The sequence below is a fragment of the Pararhizobium sp. LjRoot255 genome (assembly GCF_964252905.1).
Classification (GTDB): Bacteria; Pseudomonadota; Alphaproteobacteria; order Rhizobiales; family Rhizobiaceae; genus Pararhizobium.
Genome location: NZ_CAXUPQ020000001.1, coordinates 2,043,727 through 2,066,396 on the forward strand (window position 1 = coordinate 2,043,727; position 22,670 = coordinate 2,066,396).

At 61.2% G+C, this 22,670-nt stretch carries 22 protein-coding genes; 15 read left to right on the forward strand and 7 right to left on the reverse strand.

Features of this window, described 5'->3' with window-relative positions; genetic code table 11:
* Positions 1–19: 19 nt before the first annotated feature.
* A complete protein-coding gene (hutI, locus tag ACSQ2W_RS09910; RefSeq protein WP_436086089.1) occupies positions 20–1,270 on the reverse strand; it encodes an imidazolonepropionase in 1,251 nt (416 codons plus the stop codon).
* A gap of 97 nt (positions 1,271–1,367) precedes the next feature.
* Here hutI and ACSQ2W_RS09915 point away from each other — a divergent pair, with 97 nt between their 5' ends.
* Positions 1,368–2,717, forward strand: a complete 1,350-nt coding sequence (locus ACSQ2W_RS09915; RefSeq protein WP_436086090.1) for a formimidoylglutamate deiminase — start codon at positions 1,368–1,370, stop codon at positions 2,715–2,717.
* A 162-nt stretch (positions 2,718–2,879) separates the two neighbouring features.
* On the forward strand, positions 2,880–3,641 hold the full coding sequence (gene hutC / locus ACSQ2W_RS09920; protein WP_436087738.1) for a histidine utilization repressor: 762 nt from the start codon (positions 2,880–2,882) through the stop codon (positions 3,639–3,641).
* 14 nt (positions 3,642–3,655) lie between these two features.
* Here hutC and ACSQ2W_RS09925 read toward each other — a convergent pair whose 3' ends face one another.
* The 5 genes from ACSQ2W_RS09925 to ACSQ2W_RS09945 form a co-directional block, all read right to left on the reverse strand.
* A complete protein-coding gene (locus ACSQ2W_RS09925; protein WP_436079928.1) occupies positions 3,656–3,796 on the reverse strand; it encodes a hypothetical protein in 141 nt (46 codons plus the stop codon).
* A 139-nt stretch (positions 3,797–3,935) separates the two neighbouring features.
* Positions 3,936–4,505 carry a sarcosine oxidase subunit gamma family protein gene (locus ACSQ2W_RS09930; RefSeq protein WP_436086091.1) on the reverse strand — a complete coding sequence of 190 codons (570 nt, stop codon included), beginning with the start codon at positions 4,503–4,505 and terminating at the stop codon, positions 3,936–3,938.
* Positions 4,498–7,455: a sarcosine oxidase subunit alpha family protein gene (locus ACSQ2W_RS09935; RefSeq protein WP_436086092.1), complete on the reverse strand. Its 2,958-nt coding sequence runs from the start codon at positions 7,453–7,455 to the stop codon at positions 4,498–4,500. Before ACSQ2W_RS09935 ends, ACSQ2W_RS09930 begins: the two co-directional genes overlap by 8 nt.
* Positions 7,452–7,724, reverse strand: a complete 273-nt coding sequence (locus ACSQ2W_RS09940) for a sarcosine oxidase subunit delta (RefSeq protein ID WP_436086093.1) — start codon at positions 7,722–7,724, stop codon at positions 7,452–7,454. Before ACSQ2W_RS09940 ends, ACSQ2W_RS09935 begins: the two co-directional genes overlap by 4 nt.
* A 9-nt stretch (positions 7,725–7,733) precedes the next feature.
* Positions 7,734–8,984: a sarcosine oxidase subunit beta family protein gene (locus tag ACSQ2W_RS09945; protein ID WP_436086094.1), complete on the reverse strand. Its 1,251-nt coding sequence runs from the start codon at positions 8,982–8,984 to the stop codon at positions 7,734–7,736.
* Between the two features lie 90 nt (positions 8,985–9,074).
* Here ACSQ2W_RS09945 and ACSQ2W_RS09950 point away from each other — a divergent pair, with 90 nt between their 5' ends.
* Both ACSQ2W_RS09950 and ACSQ2W_RS09955 read left to right on the forward strand, forming a co-directional pair.
* Complete coding sequence (locus ACSQ2W_RS09950) at positions 9,075–10,055, forward strand: GlxA family transcriptional regulator (protein ID WP_436086095.1); 981 nt, start codon at positions 9,075–9,077, stop codon at positions 10,053–10,055.
* Positions 10,056–10,135: 80 nt separating this feature from the next.
* The gene (locus tag ACSQ2W_RS09955) at positions 10,136–10,831 is read left to right on the forward strand and encodes a helix-turn-helix domain-containing protein (protein WP_436086096.1); all 696 of its coding nucleotides are present in this window, start codon (positions 10,136–10,138) and stop codon (positions 10,829–10,831) included.
* Between the two features lie 39 nt (positions 10,832–10,870).
* Here the strand turns inward: ACSQ2W_RS09955 and ACSQ2W_RS09960 are convergent, their stop codons facing one another.
* Positions 10,871–11,080 carry a type II toxin-antitoxin system prevent-host-death family antitoxin gene (locus ACSQ2W_RS09960; protein ID WP_436086097.1) on the reverse strand — a complete coding sequence of 70 codons (210 nt, stop codon included), beginning with the start codon at positions 11,078–11,080 and terminating at the stop codon, positions 10,871–10,873.
* 146 nt (positions 11,081–11,226) lie between these two features.
* Between ACSQ2W_RS09960 and ACSQ2W_RS09965 the strand changes: the two genes are divergently transcribed.
* The 11 genes from ACSQ2W_RS09965 to ACSQ2W_RS10015 all read left to right on the forward strand — a co-directional run bounded on the left by ACSQ2W_RS09965 (position 11,227) and on the right by ACSQ2W_RS10015 (position 22,662).
* On the forward strand, positions 11,227–12,132 hold the full coding sequence (locus ACSQ2W_RS09965) for a class II glutamine amidotransferase (protein WP_436086098.1): 906 nt from the start codon (positions 11,227–11,229) through the stop codon (positions 12,130–12,132).
* A gap of 38 nt (positions 12,133–12,170) precedes the next feature.
* Positions 12,171–12,857 carry a protein GlxC gene (locus tag ACSQ2W_RS09970; RefSeq protein WP_436087739.1) on the forward strand — a complete coding sequence of 229 codons (687 nt, stop codon included), beginning with the start codon at positions 12,171–12,173 and terminating at the stop codon, positions 12,855–12,857.
* A gap of 15 nt (positions 12,858–12,872) precedes the next feature.
* Positions 12,873–14,201, forward strand: a complete 1,329-nt coding sequence (locus ACSQ2W_RS09975) for an FMN-binding glutamate synthase family protein (protein ID WP_436086099.1) — start codon at positions 12,873–12,875, stop codon at positions 14,199–14,201.
* Between the two features lie 92 nt (positions 14,202–14,293).
* Positions 14,294–15,601, forward strand: coding sequence for a type III glutamate--ammonia ligase (gene glnT / locus ACSQ2W_RS09980; RefSeq protein ID WP_436086100.1), 1,308 nt, complete (start codon positions 14,294–14,296; stop codon positions 15,599–15,601).
* A gap of 161 nt (positions 15,602–15,762) precedes the next feature.
* Positions 15,763–16,647, forward strand: a complete 885-nt coding sequence (gene purU / locus ACSQ2W_RS09985) for a formyltetrahydrofolate deformylase (protein WP_436086101.1) — start codon at positions 15,763–15,765, stop codon at positions 16,645–16,647.
* 386 nt (positions 16,648–17,033) lie between these two features.
* Complete coding sequence (locus ACSQ2W_RS09990; RefSeq protein ID WP_436086102.1) at positions 17,034–18,359, forward strand: ABC transporter substrate-binding protein; 1,326 nt, start codon at positions 17,034–17,036, stop codon at positions 18,357–18,359.
* Positions 18,360–18,439: 80 nt separating this feature from the next.
* Positions 18,440–19,408 (forward strand): carbohydrate ABC transporter permease, encoded by a 969-nt coding sequence (locus ACSQ2W_RS09995; protein ID WP_436086103.1) that lies wholly within the window; start codon positions 18,440–18,442, stop codon positions 19,406–19,408.
* Positions 19,405–20,358: a carbohydrate ABC transporter permease gene (locus ACSQ2W_RS10000; protein WP_436086104.1), complete on the forward strand. Its 954-nt coding sequence runs from the start codon at positions 19,405–19,407 to the stop codon at positions 20,356–20,358. Before ACSQ2W_RS09995 ends, ACSQ2W_RS10000 begins: the two co-directional genes overlap by 4 nt.
* Positions 20,355–20,558, forward strand: a complete 204-nt coding sequence (locus ACSQ2W_RS10005; protein ID WP_436086105.1) for a hypothetical protein — start codon at positions 20,355–20,357, stop codon at positions 20,556–20,558. The genes ACSQ2W_RS10000 and ACSQ2W_RS10005 overlap by 4 nt, the downstream gene beginning before the upstream one ends.
* A 3-nt stretch (positions 20,559–20,561) precedes the next feature.
* Entirely contained in the window at positions 20,562–21,659 is a 1,098-nt protein-coding gene (locus ACSQ2W_RS10010; protein WP_436086106.1) for an ABC transporter ATP-binding protein, read from the forward strand.
* Positions 21,652–22,662, forward strand: a complete 1,011-nt coding sequence (locus tag ACSQ2W_RS10015; RefSeq protein ID WP_436086107.1) for an ABC transporter ATP-binding protein — start codon at positions 21,652–21,654, stop codon at positions 22,660–22,662. Before ACSQ2W_RS10010 ends, ACSQ2W_RS10015 begins: the two co-directional genes overlap by 8 nt.
* Positions 22,663–22,670 lie beyond the last annotated feature (8 nt).

Here is a 22,670-nt window from a genome sequence, read left to right on the forward strand (position 1 = left end):
GGCTCACGCGTCTCCAATTTCAATGTCCGTTGCGGACGCGCGCATGCAGCGGGTTGAAGCCCATGCGGTAGACGAGTTCAGCCGGTCGCTCGATATTCCAGATGGCGAAATCGGCCCATTTTCCGGGTTCCAGCGTCCCCACCTCGTCGACGAGGCCGAGCGCGCGCGCCGCCTCCCGCGTCACGCCGGCGATGCATTCGGTGATCGTCATGCCGAACAAGGTCGCCGCCATGTTCATGGTCAGAAGCAGCGAAGTGAGCGGCGAGGTGCCGGGATTGCTGTCGGTGGCAATCGCCATCGCAACGCCCGCCTGGCGGAACAGCTCGATCGGCGGCTTCTTGGTTTCACGGATGAAGTAAAAGGCGCCGGGCAGGATGACGGCGATCGTGCCGCTCTTCGCCATGGCTTCGGCGCCGGCTTCGTCGGTATATTCGAGGTGATCGGCCGACAGCGCGCCATACTCGGCGGCAAGGGCGGCGCCGTGCAGATTGGAGAGTTGGTCGGCATGCAGTTTGACAGGCAGGCCATGCGCCTTGGCCGCATCGAAAACCAGGCGCATCTCGTCCGTCGAAAAGGCGATGCCTTCGCAAAAGCCGTCAACGGCGTCGGCCAGCCCTTGCGCCGCGATCGCGGGCAGCATCTCGCCTGCGACCTTGGCGATATAGCCGGCCTTGTCGCCCTTGAATTCCGGCGGCAGCGCATGGGCGCCGAGGAAGGTGGTGCGGATGGCCACATCGCGTTCTTCGCTGAGACGGCGCGCGGCGCGCAGGGTCTTCGCTTCGTTTTCGAGGTCGAGGCCGTAGCCGGACTTGATTTCCACCGTCGTGACGCCCTCGGCCATCAGCGCGTCCAGACGGGGGAGCGTCTGCCGCACGAGTTCGTCTTCGCTGGCTTCACGCAGAGAACGCACGGAGGAGACAATGCCACCGCCGGCGCGCGCCACTTCCTCATAGCTTGCGCCTGAAAGCCGCATTTCGAATTCGTTGGAGCGGTCTCCGGCATGAACCAGATGGGTGTGGCAGTCGATCAGGCCGGGCGTGATCCAGCGGCCGCTGCAATCTATGACGTCGGCGGCATTTTCGATGGAGAAAGGCAGGTCTGCTTCGCTGCCGGCATAGACGATACGACCGTCTTCGACGGCTATGGCGCCATTCTCGACGAGGCCGAGACCCGGCAAGGCAGGGTTCAAGGTCGCGAGCCGCGCGTTTCGCCAAAGGCGATCGCAAGCGGTTGGCCGGGATCCGTCCGGTGCCGATTTTATGGAAGACATCGTTTTCCAGCCTTTCCTTTTCGTGCTATTATGTATAGACATAAAGAAAATGAGCGCAAGTGGTTTTTTGATTTTGTCGAAAACGGGAGAGGGTGCCTTGGACAGCATTCATGTGAAATCGGCCTTGTTGCCGGCAGGGTGGCAGAAGGATGTGCGGATATCGTACGACGGCTGGCGGATTGTCTCGGTCGAAACCGGAGCGGCGGCACAGGCGGGTGACGAGCGCCACGATATCCTCGTATCCGGCATGCCGAACCTCCACAGCCACGCATTCCAGCGCGGCATGGCGGGGCTTGCGGAAACGCGCGGGCCTGGTGCCGACAGTTTCTGGAGCTGGCGCAATGTGATGTATCGCTTCGCCCTGTCGATGACGCCGGATCATGTCGAGGCCGTCGCCAGCCAGCTCTATATGGAAATGCTGGAAGCCGGGTTTTCCCGCGTCGGCGAATTTCATTATCTCCACCACGATATCGACGGCCGCCCCTATGCCGATATTTCCGAGATGGCCCAGCGGATCGCCTCGGCGGCTTTCAAGACAGGCATCAGCCTGACGCTGCTGCCGGTCTTCTATGCGCATTCGACCTTTGGCGGTGCGGCTCCGACCGAGGGCCAGCGGCGCTTCATCAACACGATCGAGAGCTTCGAGCGGCTGCTCGACGGCTGCCATCGGGCGGTCAAGGGTTTGCCGGATGGACGCGTTGGCGTGGCGCCGCATAGCCTGCGGGCGGTGACGCCGGAAGAATTGGCGACCGTCGTTGCAATGGCAAAGGATGGGCCGATCCATATTCATGTGGCCGAGCAGGTCAAGGAAGTGGAGGATTGCATTGCATGGTCCGGCGCGCGACCGGTCGAATGGCTGCTCGATCATGCCGGGCTTGATGGCCGCTGGTGCCTGATTCATGCGACGCATATGACGGATGACGAAACCCGGCGCATGGCTGAAAGCAGGGCCATCGCCGGCCTTTGCCCGGTGACGGAGGCCAATCTTGGCGATGGCACGTTCAACGCGGTCGTGTTCGATGAAGCGGGCGGGAAATTCGGCATCGGCTCGGATTCCAATGTCCTGATCGGACTTCCCGATGAGCTTCGCCAGCTTGAATATTCGCAGCGCTTGTTGCATCGCTCGCGCAATGTGCTGGCCTCGCCGGGTCAATCGACTGGCCGCGCCTTGTTCGACGGCGCGGTCGAAGGCGGCGGTATTGCTTTGGGATCGGGGGCATCGAAGTCGGGCATTGCCGCCGGCAATCCGGCGGATTTCGTCAGCCTGCGGGTGCCGGATGGTGATCTCGCTGATGACGCGGCCCTCGATTCGTGGCTCTTTGCCAACGGGACGAAGCCCGACAGTGTCTGGGTGGCGGGCCGCAAACAGGTCGAGGGCGGGCGGCACCACAGGCGGGACGAGATATCAGCCCGGTTCCGCACCGTGATGCGCGAACTGCTGGCCTGAGCGTTTCGGTTTGGCGCCGCATCGTCTCCGGATATGCGGCGCTGGATAATGTCTGCTGTAGCAAATTGAGACTGCTGCATAATTTTATCCTTAAATCGAATCCGATTTAAGGAATCATGCAGTAGGACCAAACAGTTTGTCGAAGGTGAGCGCGTGGTGAAATTGCAGGATGCCAGCCCGAATGTTGAGACGCCGCCTGCCGACGTGGCAAGCGACCTGTCGCTGCATCAGCGCATTCTCGGCGACATCGAGGATCGGATCCTTTCCGGCGAATGGCAGCCTGGCTTTCGCATTCCGTTCGAGGTCGATCTTGCCGAGCAGTACAAATGCTCGCGGATGACCGTGAACAAAGCGCTGACGCAACTGGCGAAGACAGGGCTGATCGAGCGGCGGCGGAAATCGGGCAGCTACGTGACGCAGCCGCGCGCCCAGTCGGCGGTGCTCGAAATCCGCGACATCAAGCTCGAAGTCCAGTCATTGGGTCTCGCCTATGACTATAAGCTGTCCGCAAAGACACGGCGCCGGAGCAATGCCGAAGATAGATCCAGGCTCGGCCTCGACGCGGCAGCACCCATTCTGGATGTGACTTGCACGCATTTTGCCGGCAACAGGCCATTTTGCGTCGAACAGCGCCTGATCAATCTGGCGGCTGTGCCTGACGCGGCGGCCGAGAGTTTCGAAGAGGTGGCGCCTGGCCCCTGGCTCTTGAACCGGGTGCCGTGGAGTGCGGCCGAACATACGATAAGGGCGGTGGCGGCGGATGAACCGGTCGCCACGGCCCTTGATATTGCCGTTGGAACGCCCTGTCTGACGGTGGAGCGGCGCACCTGGAGCAATGGTTCCTACATCACCCATGTGCGCCTGATCTATCCGGGCGAGCGGCATGCACTGGTTGCCAATTTCACGCCGTCGCAGCCGAAGTGACGGCAAGCTGCCGATTACTTCTTCGGCTTGGCGCCGGATAGTTTGGGAACTTCCTTTTGGGTGGTCGCGCTGAAAGGGGTGGCTGCCTTGGCCGCAACCTTGTCCTTCTTCGGTTTTCTGACTTCCTTGTTGCTCTTTGCTTGTCCCTTGGCCATTGCGTGTTTTCCTCGTGCGAAATGAACTATCCGCGGATGCGAACAGTGCAACGCGGCGGATATCGTGACCATGAACGATGCCGTGGTTCGAGACAATCGGAAAAATTTGAATGGGATCGGCGAAGCGTAAACCTGTTGCTCAGCCAGCCGTTTTGGCATCCACGCCGAATTCGAGGCCCATCTGCACGAGTTCGTCCCATAGGCTTTCCGCGAAGCCGCGCAGGACCATGAGTTCGAAGCAATCCACATCGGTTCGCGTCATCAGCGCCGAGATATGGCCGATCAACGTCATGGCCGAGTGGCCGATGGCGAAGTTCGCCCGGTCGAGATCGACAGCCGTGCCCTTGGCGAGGACGGCTTCGACGGATGCACCACTGATGCCGATCCGGACGCGACCGTGGCTTTGATCGGCAATCGACGCCTTGCCTGCAAGGAGCGTCGCCTTGCCGGCGATATGTGCGGCGGAAAGAGGCGCATCGCCGACAACGAACCACTGTCCGGGGCCGTAAGGGCGCACGGCATGAGGGGCGCCATCGCCGATCTGCAGGATCAAGTTCTGCAGGCCACTTCCATGTGCGGCGAGCACCTGCAGGACATGGCCTTCCGGCAGGGCTCCGAGCGTTATCCTTGCCGTCATCGAGGAGGCGCCGAAAGAACCGGACCTTGCGCCCGCCAGAGCGGAACGATGAAGGAGAGCGAAATCAACCATGGAGTTTTCCGTTTTCCGGATCGAAGAAGACAGGGCTGCAGAGAACGGCCTTGGTGTATTCATTTCTCAGGTCGTTCCAAACCGTGACATGCTCGCCATGCCGCTTCGGCCCATGCTTGACGAGCGCCAGGCCGATGGTTGAGCCGAGGTTGGGCGAATAGCAACTGGAGGTCACATAACCCTGATCGTTTTCCAGCGACGGAGTGGCGCCATCTGAAAGGATGTGCGAGCCGGTCTTGAATGTTGTTGCGGGGTCGAGCGGCTTGACGCCGACGAGCGATGGGCGGTCCTGCGCCACAATGCCCTCGCGCGAAAGCATCGCTTTGCCGATGAAGTCCGGTTTGGTTGGCGAGACCATCTTCGCAAATCCGAGATCGGCCGGAACGACGGTGCCGTTGATCTCGGAATGGGTGACATGACCTTTCTCGATGCGCATGACACCGAGCGCTTCGACGCCATAGGGGCAGATGCCGTGAGGCTTGCCCGTTGCCATGATCGCATCCGCGACGGCTTCGCCATAACCGGCGGGAACTGCCAGCTCATAGGCCAATTCGCCGGAGAAGGAGATGCGGAACAGCCGGCCGGTCAGCTTCCCGTCGAACAGCGAGACTTGCCTGGCGCCGAGGAAGGGGAAGGCCGCATCGGAAATATCCTCGTCGACTAGCGTTTGCAGGATCGTCCGCGACTTCGGTCCGGCGACGGCAATCTGCGCCCACTGGTCCGTGGAGGAGGCAAACTGCACATCGAGGTCGGGCCAGAGTGCCTGGGCGCAGAATTCCAGATGGTTCATCACGCCGGCCGCATAGGCCGTGGTCGTCGTCATGAAGAAGTGATTTTCGCTAAGCCGACTCGTCGTGCCGTCGTCATAGATCAGGCCATCTTCGCGCAGCATCAGGCCGTAACGCGCCTTGCCGACTGGCAGTTTCAGGAAAGCGTTGCAGTAGATGCGGTTCAGGAATTCTGCGGCGTCCTTGCCGAAGATCTCGATCTTGCCGAGCGTCGAGACATCGCAGATGCCGGCATTCTGACGGACATTGAGCACTTCACGATCGACGCTTTCGCGCCACGTCGTTTCGCCCGCCTTCGGAAACCAGGAGGAGCGATACCAGAGCCCGGTCTCGACGAAGACGGCGCCGTTCTTCCTTGCCCAGTCATGCAGCGGCGATTTGCGCACTGGTTGGAAATGGCTGCCCTTTGAAGCGCCGGTCAATGCGCCGAAGGAGAGCGGCGTATAAAACGGGCGGAAAGTCGTGGTGCCGACATCGGCCGGCGAAACCTTGCGCGCTTCCGCCAGAATGCCGATGGCGTTGATGTTGGACAGCTTGCCCTGATCGGTCGCCATGCCGTTGGTGGTGTAGCGCTTGGCAAGCTCCACATGGCCATAGCCTTCGCTGACGGCGAGACCGAGATCCTTCAGATGCACATCGTTCTGGTAGTCGACAAAGGCCTTGCCCTTTGCGCCGCGCACATACCAGAGCGGCTTGGCGACGGTAGCGGTGTCGATTGCGGCGACGAAGGCGGGTGAGGCCTTGGAAAAGCCGAGGGCTTGCAGCGCGCGTGCGGCTTTCTCGGCGCCGTCGGCAAGGCAGGCTTCTGTTGCGCCGAGACCTGCCGCAGAACCGGCTATGGTCAGGTCAGCCTGTGTTTCCGGTGCGAGGAAGGCGGCCTTTGCATCCGACCAGATGGGCTTTGCGCCGCGGTGGCAGGCAAGATGGATGATCGGGCTCCAGCCGCCCGACATGGCAAGAGCGTCGGCCTTGATCGTTACCGGCGCGCCATCCTTGATAACTGTGACGCTGGTGAGGGCTTTGCCGCCTTTGGCGTCCTGCACCACCGCGCCGGGGAAAACGGGTGCGCGCCCGCTCCAGGACGAAGCGGCGCTAGCACGAGCGTCGACAATGGCGGCGACCTCAAGTCCGGCTGCTTCGAGGTCGGTAGCCGTCCTGTAGCCGGATTCGTCGTTGGTGAAAATGACGGTACGCTTGCCCGGCGCGATGGCTTGCCGGTTGAGATAGGAGCGCATGGCGCCTGCCATCATCACGCCCGGAATATCATTGCCACCGAAGACGAGCGGGCGCTCTTCCGCGCCAGACGCGAGGATCGCGTGCTTGGCGGCAATGCGCCACAGACGCTCTACCGGCCGGTTCGGGTCGATGGAGGCCGTGTTCTTTTGAACGCTCTCGACCGCACCGAAGACATTGCCGTCATACCAACCGAAGACGGTGGTGCGCGAAAAGATGCGCACATTGGGGAGGCTGGCCAGTTCGGCAAGCGCTTCCGCAAGGAGGCCGGCCGCGGCTTTCTCGCCGATTGCCGCGGTCTCGGCGAGAAGCGAGCCGCCCGGCTCAAAGCCTTCATCAGCAAGGATGACACGCGCCCCTGCTCGACCGGCAGTCAGCGCGGCGGCAAGACCGGCCGGGCCGGCGCCGATCACCAGCAAGTCGCAATGTGCCCAGCATTTCTCATAAGCGTCCGGATCGGGCTCGTAGGTGGCGCGGCCAAGACCGGCCGCCTTGCGGATAATCGGCTCGTAGACCGTTTCCCAGAAAGCGGCGGGCCACATGAAGGTCTTGTAGTAAAAACCGGCGCCGAGGAAGGGCGAGAGCAGGTTGTTGACGGCGCCAAGGTCGAAATCGACGGAGGGCCAGCGGTTCTGACTCCTGGCCGTCAGGCCGCTGTAGAGTTCGACCAGCGTTGCGCGCGTGTTCGCCTCGGTGCGGCCTCCTTCGCCGATGGTAACCAACGCGTTCGGCTCAGCGGCACCGGCGGTCAGGATGCCGCGGGGACGATGGTATTTGAAGCTGCGGCCGACAAGCTGGCGGCCGTTTGCGAGCAGCGCCGAGGCCAGCGTGTCGCCGGCAAACCCTTGCATCGGCTTGCCGTCGAAGGTGAAGTGCAGCGATTTGGCGCGGTCGATGCGACCACCCCTGGAGAGACGGAAGGAACTCATGCGGTCTCTCCCTGCGCGGCAGCGTCCCTGACGGCATAGACCGCATGGGTCACGGTATCGCGCTCCACGACGAGCCAGCGGCGGCAGCCGGATGTGTGATGCCAATATTCCTTGTGCCTGCCCCGCGGGTTGTCGCGCAGATAGACGTAAGAATACCAGGCTTCCTCGCCGGCATCGGCTGCGGGGCGGGCGATTGCGGCGTCACCCCTAACGGTGAATTCTTCCTTGGGGCGCGGCCCGCAATGGGGGCAGGCGATCAGGCTGGCCATTTAAAGTCCTCAATGCAGATTGGGTTGCGAGCCGACGCCCTTTTCATCGAGCATTCGGCCGCGTGCGAAGCGGTCAAGCCGGAAGGCCTTTGCCGTATCATGCGGTTGGTTCCTGGCGATCAGATGGGCGTAGCAGAAGCCGGACGCGGGCGTGGCCTTGAAGCCGCCGTAACACCAGCCGGCGTTCAGATAGAGATTGTCGATGTGAGTACGATCGATGATCGGCGAGCCGTCCATGCTCATGTCCATCACGCCGCCCCAGGAGCGAAGCACCCGAACACGCGAGAGGGCCGGGATCATCGCGACGCCGGCCTCGGCGACATGTTCGACGGTCGCCAGATTGCCGCGCTGGGCATAGGAATTATAGCCATCGATATCGCCGCCGAAGACGAGGCCGCCCTTGTCGGACTGGGAGACGTAGAAATGGCCGGCGCCGAAGGTGACGACGTTGTCGATGAAGGGTTTCAGCCCTTCCGAGACGAAGGCCTGCAGCACATGGCTTTCGATCGGCAACTTCATGTCGACCATGTCGGCGACGACGGTGGAATTACCCGCCGCTGCCAGCGCCAGCTTGCCACAGCCGATGAAACCCTGGCTGGTTTCGACACCCATGACGCGGCCGTTTTCGCGGCGAATGCCGGTGACCTCGCAATTCTGTATGATATCGACGCCGCGGCTGTCGGCGCCACGGGCATAGCCCCAGGCAACCGCGTCATGCCGCACGGTGCCGCCGCGCTTCTGCATCAGCGCGCCCTGGATCGGGAAGCGGGCATTGTCGAAATCGAGGAACGGCAGCATCTGGCGGACGGTGTTGCGATCGAGCAGATCGGCATCGACGCCGTGCAGGCGCATGGCATTGCCGCGCCGCGTGTAGGCGTCGCGCTGTGCGTCGGAATGATAGAGGTTGAGCACGCCACGTTGCGAGACCATGGCGTTGAAGTTGAAGTCCTGCTCCAGCCCTTCCCAGAGCTTCATCGACAGTTCGTAGAAGGGGTTGTTGCCCTGAAGCAGATAGTTGGAGCGGATGATCGTCGTGTTGCGGCCGATATTGCCCGAGCCGATATAGCCCTTTTCCAGCACCGCTACATTGGTGATGCCGAATTCCCTGGCGAGATAGTAGGCGGTTGAAAGCCCATGCCCGCCACCGCCGACGATGATCACATCATAGTGGTTTTTCGGAACCGGGCTGCGCCAAGCGGGCTGCCAGCTTTTATTGGCGCGCAGCGCGTTCAGAAAAACGGAAAAGGCGGAATAGCGCATGATCGATTCACCGTGAGAACTGGCGGCGATCATGACAGGATTGATTTTCATCACTTGCAGAAAAGAGACGTATTGCGTCATAAATAGGACATGGCCACAGATGACCTCAAAAACGTGCAGAAGATCGGATTTATCCTCGTTCCGGGGTTTGCACTGATGTCCTATGCGTCGGCGATCGAGCCGTTGCGCGCCGCCAATCTTCTGGCTGGTAAAGAAATCTACCACCTGTCGGCTCACGCGCCGGATGGCGACATGGCGCTATCATCGTCGGGAATTCCTGTTCCCTCGCAACCGCTTCCGAGGCGCGGTTCCGGCCTGCACACCGTCTTCGTCTGCGCCGGCGGGTCACCAGTCGATTGGAACGTGCCTGCGGTTCTTGCCTGCCTGCGCCAGCTGACGCGTGACGGCGTTCGTATCGGCGGCATTTCCGGGGGGCCCTATCTGATGGCGGCTGCGGGCCTGCTCAAGGATCGTGACTTCACCATTCACTGGGAGCACGCGCCCGCCCTGATGGAAGCCTTCCCGGATCTCGCCCCGCGCCAGGCCCGTTATGTCCTCGACGGCAATCGCATCACCTGCGGCGGCGGCGTCGCGCCGCTCGACATGATGCACGCCCTGATCTCCGAACGCATGGGATCGGATTTCGCCCGCCGGGTCAGCGACTGGTATCTGCACACCCATGTGGAAGCTCCCGGTGCGCCGCAGCGGGCGTCGATGGCTGAGCGCTACGGTGTCAATCACCCGGGGTTGTTGACAGTCCTTGAAAAGATGGAAGCGACGATCGAGGCGCCACTCGACCGGTTGGCGATGGCGGCTCTGGCCGGAGTGTCGCCACGTCATCTGGACCGCCTGTTCTCGCGTCTCATGCAGTCCTCTTTCCTGGCGGAATATCGCAAGCTCAGGCTCAATCATGCGCGGCGGCTGCTTCTGCAAAGCCCGCTTTCGATTTCTGAAATTGCCTTCGCTACCGGCTTTTCCAGCGCTGGGCACTTTTCACGCAGCTATCGCGCGGCATTCGGAGAGGCGCCGCGGCGAGGGCGACAATCCGCCCTTGGTGCGCCCAGCGACTGATTTTCTTCTCGGTTGAGAAAATTTCACTCTCAGGATAGGCTCCTCTTCCGAAGCGCGTATTGAGGCAAGGGCAGGCGAGCATGGCGAAAAAATCAGCTGAAATCGATATTGGCCGGACGACGGATGACGAACGGCCGGCGCTCAAAGCTGCTTTCTCGCAGGATCCGCATGCGCTGCGCGAGCCGAAGGAAAACAACCTCGAAATCGCCATCGGCCATGAAGTCCGCGCCTTCCGCAAGAAGCTCGGCATTACCGTCACCGACCTTGCCGCCGCCACCGGTATTTCGCTCGGCATGCTGTCGAAGATCGAGAACGGCAACATCTCGCCGTCGCTGACGACGCTGCAGTCCTTGTCCAGGGCGCTGGGTGTTCCTGTGACAGCCTTCTTCCGGCGCTACGAGGAAGTGCGCAACGCCGTTTTCGTCAAAGCGGGCGAAGGCGTGGAACTGGAGCGGCGCGGAACACGCGCCGGGCATCAATACAATCTTCTCGGTCACATCGACAATAACACGGCCGGTGTCATCGTCGAGCCCTATCTGATCACGCTGACGGCTGATTCCGATACGTTCCCGGCCTTTCAGCACGAGGGCATGGAGTTTCTCTATATGTTGGAGGGCGAGGTCGTGTACCGCCACAGTGACCGGCTTTTCACCATGCAGCCGGGTGACAGCCTGTTTTTCGATGCCGACGCACGTCATGGGCCAGAGCAGTTGGTGAAATTGCCGATCCGTTATCTCTCGATCATTTCCTATCCGCAAACGCGGGGTGGGATGTAGCCGCGGCTCGTCTTTAGAGAAGCAACGGATTTCTTGAGGCTAATAACGCTCACCGTCGCGCATTTTGCGCATGAAGTTGCCAGCACCATCGTCCTGGGGCTGCATACCTTCGGTGACAGATACGAGCAGCGCGATCTCGATGGGTTTTCGGGTCGTAGAAATCGCAGTCAACTGCCCGACCGGTTTCCCTTGGCGAAGTATGCGCACGGTTTTGCCGGCCTCTCGTGTCCTGACCAACTGGTTGGTCATATAGCATTTCGGCATAGGATGCATAACGAAATGCCAAGACGCAGCGCAGATATCTTGCCTAAAAAGAAAAAAACTTTCTTCACAGTTGAAATTCGAAAAAGCAGCTGCTATCCATCTTTTCAGCAACGAAACGAAGGATCGTCCCCATGTGCGGAATTGTCGGATTGTTTTTGAAGGACAAAAGTCTGGAGCCGAAATTGGGGGCCATGCTGTCCGATATGCTGGTCATCATGACTGATCGCGGTCCCGATAGCGCCGGCATTGCAATCTATGGCGCGCCGTCCGATGGTCGCGCGAAAATCACCGTTCAATCCGCCAGGCCCGCCGTCGATTTTGCCGGGCTTGAAGCCCTCCTGAAGCCTGTTGATGCCAGCGTCACCGTGGAGCTGAAAAGCACGCATGCGGTGATCGAGGCTGACGCCACACGGGTTGCAGCGGTGCGCGGCCTGCTCGCTGAGGCGCGGCCGGAAATTCGCGTCATGGGCTCGGGCGACAGTGTCGAGATCTACAAGGAAGTCGGCCTGCCGAAGGATGTTGTTGCCCGTTTCGGCATTCGCGCGATGGGCGGCACGCATGGAATCGGTCATACCCGCATGGCGACGGAATCGGCCGTCACAACGCTCGGCGCCCATCCGTTCTCGACTGGCGCCGACCAATGCCTGGTGCATAACGGTTCGCTCTCCAACCACAACAACCTGCGCCGCGAACTGGTTCGCGAAGGCATGACCTTCGAGACGCAGAACGATTCCGAAGTCGCCGCCGCCTATCTCACCGCCGAGATGGCCAAGGGCAAGGATCTGGGGCAGGCGCTGACCAGCGCGCTCGATGATCTCGACGGTTTCTTCACCTTCGTTGTCGGCACCAAATCGGGTTTCGGCGTGGTGCGTGATCCGATCGCCTGCAAGCCTGCGGTCATGGCCGAGACCGATCAATACATCGCCTTCGGATCCGAATACCGCGCGCTCGTCAACCTGCCGGGCATCGAAGACGCGCGTGTCTGGGAACCAGAGCCCGCCACCGTCTATTTCTGGGATCATGAGAAGGCAGCCTAATTGTGGATATCAGCGTAAACCGAGAAAGTCTGGAAGCGATGCGCGTGTTCGATCTTGCCACCACGCCGCTGCGCGCGTTGAACAGTGCGCTGCACGCGATCGCTCCCGGCACCAACGATACGAACTTCGAAGTCGTTAACCCGCGCGGCAGCCATGCCGTTGCCGTCGGAATAGACCAGCCCGTCAGCGTCGATGTACGCGGCAGCGTCGGATACTACTGCGCCGGCATGAATGACGGCGGCACGATCACCGTTCACGGCTCTGCCGGCCCCGGCGTCGCGGAAAACATGATGTCCGGAACCGTTGTCGTCGAAGGCGATGCCAGCCAGTATGCAGGCGCAACCGGCCGCGGCGGCCTGCTGGTCATCAAGGGCAATGCGGCCTCGCGCTGCGGTATCTCGATGAAGGGCATCGACATCGTCGTGCATGGCAGCATCGGCCATATGTCGGCCTTCATGGGGCAGTCCGGCCATCTGGTGGTGCTCGGCGATGCCGGTGATGCGCTCGGGGATTCGCTCTACGAGGCCAAGCTTTTCGTGCGCGGCGAGGTCAAGAGCCTCGGCGCAGACTGCATCGAGAAGGACCTGCGGCCCGAGCATCTGCAGAAGCTTGCCGAACTGCTCGAAAAGGCTGGCGTCACAGACGTCAAGCCGACCGAGTTCAAGCGCTACGGTTCGGCCCGCAAACTCTACAATTTCAACATCGACAACGCCGAAGCGTACTAAGGCAGGGACATAGAGATGAGCTATCACAACCCTTATACCCCGCCGCGCAAGTCAGCGACCTTCGACGATTATACGCTGGCCGAAATCCGCCGGGCGGCGGCGACCGGCATCTATGACATCCGTGGCGCCGGCACCAAGCGCAAGGTTCCGCATTTCGACGATCTGCTCTTCCTCGGCGCTTCGATCTCCCGTTATCCACTCGAAGGCTATCGTGAAAAATGCGACACGACCGTCGTTCTCGGTTCTCGCTTCGCCAAGAAGCCGATCACGTTGAAAACGCCGATCACCATTGCCGGCATGAGCTTCGGCGCGCTGTCGGGCAATGCCAAGGAAGCGCTCGGACGTGGTGCCACGATCGCCGGGACCTCGACCACCACCGGCGACGGCGGCATGACGGACGAGGAACGCGGCCACAGCCAGACGCTCGTCTATCAATATCTCCCCTCGCGCTATGGCATGAACCCGAAGGATCTGCGCCGCGCCGATGCGATCGAAGTCGTGGTCGGCCAGGGTGCAAAGCCGGGTGGCGGCGGCATGTTGCTCGGCCAGAAGATTTCCGATCGCGTCGCCAACATGCGCAACCTGCCGAAGGGCATCGACCAGCGCTCGGCCTGCCGCCATCCCGACTGGACCGGCCCGGACGATCTGGAAATCAAGATCCTCGAACTGCGTGAAATCACCGACTGGGAAAAGCCGATCTATGTGAAGGTCGGCGGCGCGCGGCCTTACTACGATACGGCACTTGCCGTGAAGGCCGGTGCCGACGTGGTGGTGCTCGATGGCATGCAGGGCGGCACGGCGGCAACGCAGGACGTCTTCATCGAGAACGTCGGCATGCCGACGCTCGCCTGCATTCGCCCTGCCGTTCAGGCTCTTCAGGATCTCGGCATGCACCGCAAGGTGCAACTGATCATCTCGGGCGGCGTGCGCTCGGGCGCCGATGTCGCCAAGGCGCTGGCGCTTGGCGCCGATGCGGTTGCCATCGGCACGGCGGCACTTGTTGCCATTGGCGACAACGATCCGCATTGGGAAGAGGAATACCAGAAACTCGGTACCACGGCCGGCGCCTATGACGACTGGCATGAGGGCAAGGATCCCGCCGGCATCACGACCCAGGACCCGGAACTGATGAAGCGCCTCGATCCAATCGCGGCCGGCCGCCGTCTGGCCAATTATCTGAAGGTGATGACGCTGGAGGCGCAGACCATCGCCCGCGCCTGCGGCAAGAACCACCTGCATAACCTGGAACCCGAGGATCTCGTCGCGCTGACGATCGAAGCATCCGCCATGGCGCAGGTGCCGCTTGCCGGCACCAGCTGGATCCCGGGCAAGGGAGGGTTCTGACCCTCCATATCAACGGCCGTCGTCTGATCTCCCAAGCGAGGCGGCGGCCCACTCCATGAAAAAGTGTCTGAAATAATCCAAAGGGGAACACAGTGACACTCGATCTTGCCAGCTTTGCCAAGGACCGCGGCATCAAATATTTCATGATCAGCTATACCGACCTGTTCGGCGGCCAGCGTGCCAAGCTGGTCCCGACTGAGGCGATTGCCGACATGCAGAAGGATGGCGCGGGCTTTGCGGGCTTCGCTACCTGGCTGGACCTCACCCCCGCCCATCCGGACCTCTTTGCGTTGCCGGATGCGTCCTCGGTCATCCAGCTGCCCTGGAAGAAGGACGTCGCCTGGGTGGCGGCCGATTGCGTCATGGAAGACCAGCCGGTCGAACAGGCGCCGCGCGTCGTCTTGAAAAAGCTGATCGCCGAAGCTGCCAAGGAAGGTTTGCGTGTCAAGACCGGCGTCGAACCGGAATTCTTCCTGATCTCGGCCGACGGGTCGAAGATTTCCGACGAGTTCGATACGGCCGAGAAACCTTGCTACGACCAGCAGGCTGTCATGCGCCGTTATGACGTGATCACCGAAATCTGCGACTACATGCTGGAACTCGGCTGGAAGCCCTATCAGAACGACCACGAGGATGCGAACGGCCAGTTCGAAATGAACTGGGAATATGACGATGCGCTCCAGACGGCCGACAAGCACTCGTTCTTCAAATTCATGGTGAAATCGGTCGCCGAGAAACACGGTCTGCGCGCAACCTTCATGCCGAAGCCGTTCAAGGGCCTGACTGGCAACGGCTGCCACGCCCACATCTCCGTCTGGGATATGGAAGGCAAGACCAATGTGTTTGCCGACAAGGAGATGCCGTTCGGTCTTTCGGCCAAGGGCAAGACCTTCCTCGGCGGCATCATGAAGCACGCTTCGGCGCTGGCCGCCATCACCAACCCGACGGTCAATTCCTACAAGCGCATCAACGCACCGCGCACGATTTCCGGCGCGACCTGGGCGCCGAATACGGTGACCTGGACGGGCAACAACCGCACGCACATGGTCCGCGTCCCCGGTCCAGGCCGGTTCGAACTGCGTTTGCCGGATGGCGCGGTCAATCCGTATCTGCTGCAGGCGATCATCATCGCGGCCGGTCTCAGCGGTATCCGGAGCAATGCCGATCCGGGTCGTCACTACGATATCGACATGTACAAGGAAGGCCACACGATCACCGATGCGCCTCGCCTGCCGTTGAACCTCCTCGACGCATTGCGCGAATATGACAAGGACGAGGAGCTGAAGGTCGCGCTCGGGAAGAGCTTCTCCAGCGCCTACCTGAAACTCAAGCACCAGGAATGGAACACCTACACGTCCCATTTCAGCGAATGGGAGCGGCAGACGACGCTCGACATCTGAGCGCCGGGGCTTTTGCGAAGATCAGAAGAGACGGCATGGCCTGTTCCTGCTATCCGATGTCGCTAAACGGATGGACGGGCAGGCCAGTGCCGCGCTAGCTTCCGCTCCACAACGTTGGCCGGGAGGGCCAGCCAATACCTCGAGCCAAGAGACTGACACCGATGAAAAGCTATGTGCTGACTGTTTCCTGCAAATCCACCCGCGGCATCGTTGCGGCGATCACCGGCTATCTTGCGGACGAGGGCTGCTACATCACCGATAGCTCGCAGTTCGACGACATGGAGACCGGTCTGTTCTTCATGCGCCTGACCTTCATCAGCCAGGAAGGTGCTTCGCTCGAAAAGCTCACCGCAGGCTTCGAGGCGGTGAAGACCCGCTTCGGCATGTCGGCAGACATTCGTGACAGCGAGCACCGGATGAAGGTGCTCCTGATGGTGTCGCGCTTTGGCCACTGCCTGAACGACCTGCTCTACCGCTGGAAGATCGGCGCGTTGCCGATCGACATCGTCGGCGTCATCTCCAACCACTTCGACTACCAGAAGGTCGTGGTCAATCACGACATTCCCTTCCACCACATTCCGGTCACCAAGGCGAACAAGGCGCAGGCCGAGGCTCGCATCATGGACGTGGTCGAGCAGACCGGTACCGAACTGATCGTGCTTGCCCGCTACATGCAGATCCTGTCGGATGCGATGTGCCAGAAGATGTCGGGCCAAATCATCAACATCCACCACTCGTTCCTGCCGTCGTTCAAGGGCGCCAACCCCTACAAGCAGGCCTACGAGCGCGGCGTGAAGCTGATCGGTGCGACGGCGCACTACGTGACCGCCGATCTCGATGAAGGCCCGATCATCGAGCAGGATATCGCCCGCATCACCCATGCCCAGAGCGCGGAAGACTATGTCTCGATCGGCCGCGACGTCGAAAGCCAGGTGCTGGCCCGTGCGGTTCATGCGCATATCCACCACCGCACCTTTATCAACGGCAACCGCACCGTGGTCTTCCCGGCAAGCCCGGGCTCCTATGCTTCGGAGCGCATGGGCTGAGCCCGCACCCTTTTCGTTGATACTGTTGGAATTTCGAATCCCCGGTAGCGTGACGCCTCCGGGGATTTTTTGTTTTCGCGCGAGCTCAACACTTTGTTCAGTCATGGCTATTGGCTTTCCTGGCGGGATTTGTCGCGGTCGCTGCATTGCAAAGCGTGCAGCGCAGCAACGATTGCCTCTTGTCATGTTTAGTAAATTGAGTATCACTAAACATATTGCTCAACACGGTTGGAGTGAGACCGGATGAGCGAGGGCGGGGAGCCCGGTAAAAACTCAAATTTGATGGCGCTGGCGCATCCTCCCACCGTGGGGACGGGCGACTGCGCAAAGGCAGTCGGAATTCCCGAAGACGGCGTGGTGCCGGCTTCTGTATCTGGGAGGAATACATGCGGAAAATGACCAAGGCCCTGTTGGGGGCAACAACTGCGCTGACAATCTCCGCGGCTTTGCCGTCCGTGTCGCAGGCGGCGGAGCTGACCTTGTGCTGGGCGGCCTGGGATCCGGCCAATGCATTGGTGGAATTGTCCAAGGATTTCACGGCCCAGACGGGCACCGAGATGAAGTTCGAGTTCGTGCCGTGGCCGAATTTCGCCGATCGCATTCTCAACGAGCTCAACTCCGGCGGCAAGCTCTGCGATCTCTTGATCGGCGACAGCCAGTGGCTCGGCGGCTCGGCCGAGAACGGCTATTACGTCAAGCTCAACGAGTTCTTCGACAAGGAAGGCATCAAGATGAGCGACTTCGCCGAAGCCGCCGTCAACGCCTATGCCACCTGGCCGAAGGCTACGCCGAACTACTGGGCGCTGCCGGCAATGGGCGACGCCAATGCCTGGTTCTATCGCAAGGACTGGTTCGCCAAGCCCGAGCTGCAGGCGGAATTCAAGGCGCAGACTGGCCGCGATCTGACGGTGCCGGCCACGTGGCCCGAACTGATCGAAACGGCGAAGTTCTTCAACGGCAAGGAGATCGACGGCAAGAAGGTTTATGGCGCGGCCATCTTCACCGAACGCGCGTCGGAAGGTATTACCATGGGTGTCACCCAGGCGCTGTATGCCAACGGGTTCAAGTATGAGAACACGCCCGGCAAATACGACATGGAAGGCGCGGTCAATTCGCCGGACGCGGTCAAGGGGCTCGAGGAGTACAAGGAACTCTACAAGTGCTGCACGCCTCCCGGCTACACCGATGCCTACATGGGTGAAACGCTGGACGCCTTCAAGTCCGGTCAGGCGGCGATGGCGATGAACTGGTTCGCCTTCTTCCCCGGCCTCTACAAGGACGAGAATGTCGGCGGCGAGAAGATCGGCTTCTTCGTCAATCCGAAGGGCACGACGGCGGCATCGACGCTCGGCGGGCAGGGGATTTCGGTCGTCGCCAACACCGACAACATGGATGGCGCGCTCGCCTATATCAAATGGTTTGCGCAGCCGGACGTGCAGAAGAAGTGGTGGTCGCTCGGCGGCTATGCCGTTCACAATGCGGTGCTGAACGATCCTTCCTTCAAGGACAGCCAGCCGTTTGCAGCCGACTTCCTCGTTGCGATGAACCAGGTGCAGGACTTCTGGCAGGAGCCGTCCTACGCCATCCTGCTGCAGGCCATGCAGAAGCGCATGCATGACTATGTCGTGGCCGACAAGGGCACGGCCAAGGAAGCGCTCGACGGGCTGGTCAAGGATTGGGCCGAAATCTTCGGGGATGAAGGAAAACTCTGATTTCCTCCCGGTGGGGCCGTCCGGCGCGTGCGCTCGAGCGGCCCTGTTGACGACCGCCATCCCGATTTCAGGTGAAGTCCGTGACCGAGACCAATACCACGATACTGGACAAGGCGACCGAGCGCATGGTGCGCGCAACGCCGGTGCCGCTTGTTCACCGCGTGCGCGGCCTGTCCGACCGGGCGATCGCCTGGCTTTTCATCGCGCCCACCATCCTGTTGCTGCTCGCCATCAACATCTTTCCGCTGATCTGGGCGGTGCGGCTCTCCTTCACCAACTATCGCGCCAACCGGCCGAATGCGGTGGTCGAAGGTGTGGGCCTGACGAACTACCAGCGGGTTCTCAACGACCCCGACATCTGGATCGCCATGCAGACGACGGCCCATTTCGTGTTCTGGACCATCCTGCTGCAGACCCTTATCGGTTTTTCGCTGGCCTATCTGATCGACCGGAAATTCAAAGGACACGCCTTCTGGACGACGGTGATCCTGATCCCGATGATGCTGTCGCCGGCGGTGGTCGGCAATTTCTGGCGGTTCCTCTATCAGCCGCAGATCGGCCTCTTCAATTATGTCGTCTCCTATGCCACCGGCGTGCCGCCATCCTCGTTCGAAATGCTCGGCTCGGTGTCGCTCGCTCCCTGGTCCATCATCGTCGTCGATACCTGGATGTGGACGCCCTATGTGATGCTGATCTGCCTGGCGGGCCTGCGATCGATCCCCGACTATATCTATGAGGCGGCCGAGGTCGATCGGGCATCCGGCTGGCGGCAGTTCTGGTCGATCACCATTCCGATGGCGCTGCCCTTCGTCATGCTCGCCGTGCTTTTCCGCGGCATCGAGAATTTCAAGATGTTCGACATGGTCATGCTGCTGACCGGGGGCGGGCCGGGCTCGACGACGGAGGTCGCCTCGATCACGCTGAAACGCGAGGCCTTCGAAAGCTGGCGGACGGGCCGCGCCTCTTCCTTCGCCATCATCCTCTTCGTCGCGGTCTTTGGCCTTGCCAATATCTACGTCAAAGCGCTGAACAGGGTGAAACAGAGATGAGCAACGCGACCTCCGCCCATTCCGTGGTCGAGCCGAGCATCACCACCAAGCGTATAGCCGGCGCCATCGTCATTCTCTACGCCATCATCACCATGGTGCCGCTGGCCTGGATTTTGCTCACCAGCTTCAAGTCGCCGCCGGATTCCATCAGCTATCCGCCGAAAATCGTCTTCCAGCCAACGCTCGAGGGCTATTGCAACCTGTTCACGACCCGCACCCGGCAGACACCGGAATACATCCAGTCGCTCGGCCCGCCGACCTCGACTTGCGACGAGATCACCCGCAGCCGCAACATGGTGATCGCCGGTTCATCCAACTATTGGCCGCGCTTCACCAATTCGATGGTGATCGCCTTCGGCTCGACGTTCCTAGCGGTCTTTCTCGGGACGATCGCGGCCTATGGCTTTTCGCGCTTCCGGGTGCCGCTGGCCGATGATCTTCTGTTTTTCATCCTCTCGACGCGGATGATGCCGCCGATCGCGGTCGCGATCCCGATCTATCTGATGTACCGCGAGCTTGGCCTGTCCGACACGGCGCTCGGCATGATCCTGCTCTATACGGCGGTCAACGTCTCGCTTGCCGTCTGGCTGCTCAAGGGTTTCATCGATGAAATCCCGCGGGAATACGAGGAGGCGGCGATGATCGACGGCTATACCCGCCTGCAGGCCTTCCGCAAGGTCGTGCTGCCGCAGGCGACGACGGGCATCGCCGCCACCGCGATCTTCTGCCTGATTTTCGCCTGGAACGAATATGCCTTTGCGGTGCTTCTGACCTCGGGTTCGGCGCAGACCGCGCCGCCCTTCATTCCAACGATAATCGGCGAGGGAGGGATGGACTGGCCGGCCGTCGCCGCCGGAACGACGATCTTCCTCGTGCCGATCCTCGTCTTCACCATCCTTCTGCGCAAGCAGTTGCTGCGCGGCATCACCTTCGGAGCGGTGCGGAAATGACCATGGACACGACACATCTCCGCAAGAAGCGCCCCTTTTTCTTTCGGCGCGGCCCGATGGAAAATATCGCGACGGCGCTGATCGCGGTTGGCTTCCTGATGCTGTTCCAGCCGTTCGCCCTCGCGCTCTACACTTATTCGCTGGTGACGCTGCTCGCCGGTACCGTGATGTTCATGATCGTCTCGAAGTTTCCGGAGTGAACCATGGCAGAGATCCGGATCGAAAACCTGCGCAAGCAATTCGCCGATTTCGTCGCCGTGGAGGATTCGAGCTTCACGGTCGGTGACGGCGAATTCCTGGCGCTGCTCGGCCCATCGGGTTGCGGCAAGACGACGACGCTCAGAATGATCGCCGGCCTGGAACTGCCGACCAGCGGCAGGATCTTTCTTGACGGTGAAGACGTGACGTTCAACCGCGCAAGCGCCCGCGACATCGCCTTCGTCTTCCAGCTCTTCGCCCTTTATCCACATATGAATGTACGCAAGAACATCGGCTTTCCGCTGCTGTCGCAGGGCGTCCCGAAGGCGGAGATCCGGTCGCGGGTCGAGGAGACCGCAAGGCTCCTGCAGATCAGCCATATCCTCGACCGCTCCGTTTCCGGCCTTGCCGGCGGTGATCGGCAGCGTGTCGCGCTGGGGCGGGCGATCGTGCGCAGGCCGAAATGCTTCCTGATGGACGAACCGCTCGGCACGCTTGACGCCGAATTTCGCGACGTGATGGTGCACGAGCTGCGCGAGCTGCACAACCGCATCCACGCCACCACCGTCTATGTCACCCATGATCAGCACGAGGCAATGGCGATGGCCGACAAGATTGCGGTGATGAATCACGGCATCATCGAACAGTTCGGAACGCCGCAGGAAATCTACAGTCATCCCGCGTCGATGTATGTCGCCGATTTCATCGGCTCGCCGCCGATGAATTTTCTGAGGTTCACGGCGGGCGTTCAGAAGGGCAGCCGCTCGGTTTTACTGGATGGTGTCGAGATCGCCGTGCCCGAAGTGCGTCAGGATCTCACGGTCAGCGAATTGGCGCTCGGCGTCCGGCCGGAGCACATCCGTTTCAGTGACAGTTCGCATTTGCGCGGCTCGGTCTACGGTGCGGAATATCTCGGCACCAACCAGATCGTCGCCGTCGAAACCGGCAAGGGTCTCGTCAAGGCGCGCGTGCCGGCCGATAGGACGTTTCGGATCGGCGAGACCGTCGGCCTCGAACTCGACAGCGAAAAACTCTCGTTGTTCGAGTGCGCCACCGGCCGCGCCGTCAAATCATCGCTCTATGCGGAGGCCCGTCATGGCTGAGGTAACCCTCCAGAATATCAGCAAGTCGTTCGGCGAATCCAAGGCCGTGCATAACCTGACACTGACAATCCGCGACGGCGAATTCGTCGTGCTGCTCGGGCCGACCGGGGCCGGCAAGACGACGACGTTGCGGCTGATCGCGGGGCTCGAAAGGCCGGACAAGGGTCGCGTGACGATCGGGGGGCAGGATATGGCCGGTGCCGCCCCTGCTGGCCGCGACGTCGCCTTCGTCTTCCAGCAATATTCGCTTTATCCGCATCTGACGGTCTACGAAAACCTGGCATTCCCGCTGCGTTCGCCCGCCCGCCGTCTTTCTGCCGACGAGATCGACCGGCGCGTTCGCGACGTGGCCAAGATGGTGCGGATCGACCACAAGCTCGAAAACCGCTCGACGCGGCTGTCGGGCGGCGAGATGCAGCGTGTTGCCATCGGCCGGGCGCTGGTGCGCAAGCCGGCGATCTATCTGATGGACGAACCGCTATCGTCGCTGGATGCCAAGCTCAGGGCAGAGCTGCGGTTGGAGCTGAAACGCATCCAGAACGAGCTCGGATCGACGCTTCTCTACGTCACCCATGACCAGATCGAGGCGATGACGATGGCGGACCGGATCGGCATCCTCAAGGACGGCGAACTCGTCCAGCTCGGCACGCCGCGCGAGATCTACAGCAATCCGGTCAACCTGCATGTGGCGGCGAGGCTCGGGCAGCCGCACATCAACCTCATTCCGGAAGGGCTTGTCCCCGGCGGGCAACCGCCGAGGGGAACGAAGACGATCGGCGCACGCACCGAGCATCTGGAAATCGGCGCGGCAAACGGCAGTGCCAACGCGCAGATCGACTGGATCGAACATCTCGGCGACCAAAGCCACCTGCATATGCGCATCGGCGGCCACAAGCTGGTAACGCTCGCCAATCCTTACGTGCCGGCAAGCCCCGGCGACAAGATCATGCTGACGCTGAAGGATCCGCTCTATTTCGGTGCCGACGGACAACGGCTTGTATAAACAAAAAC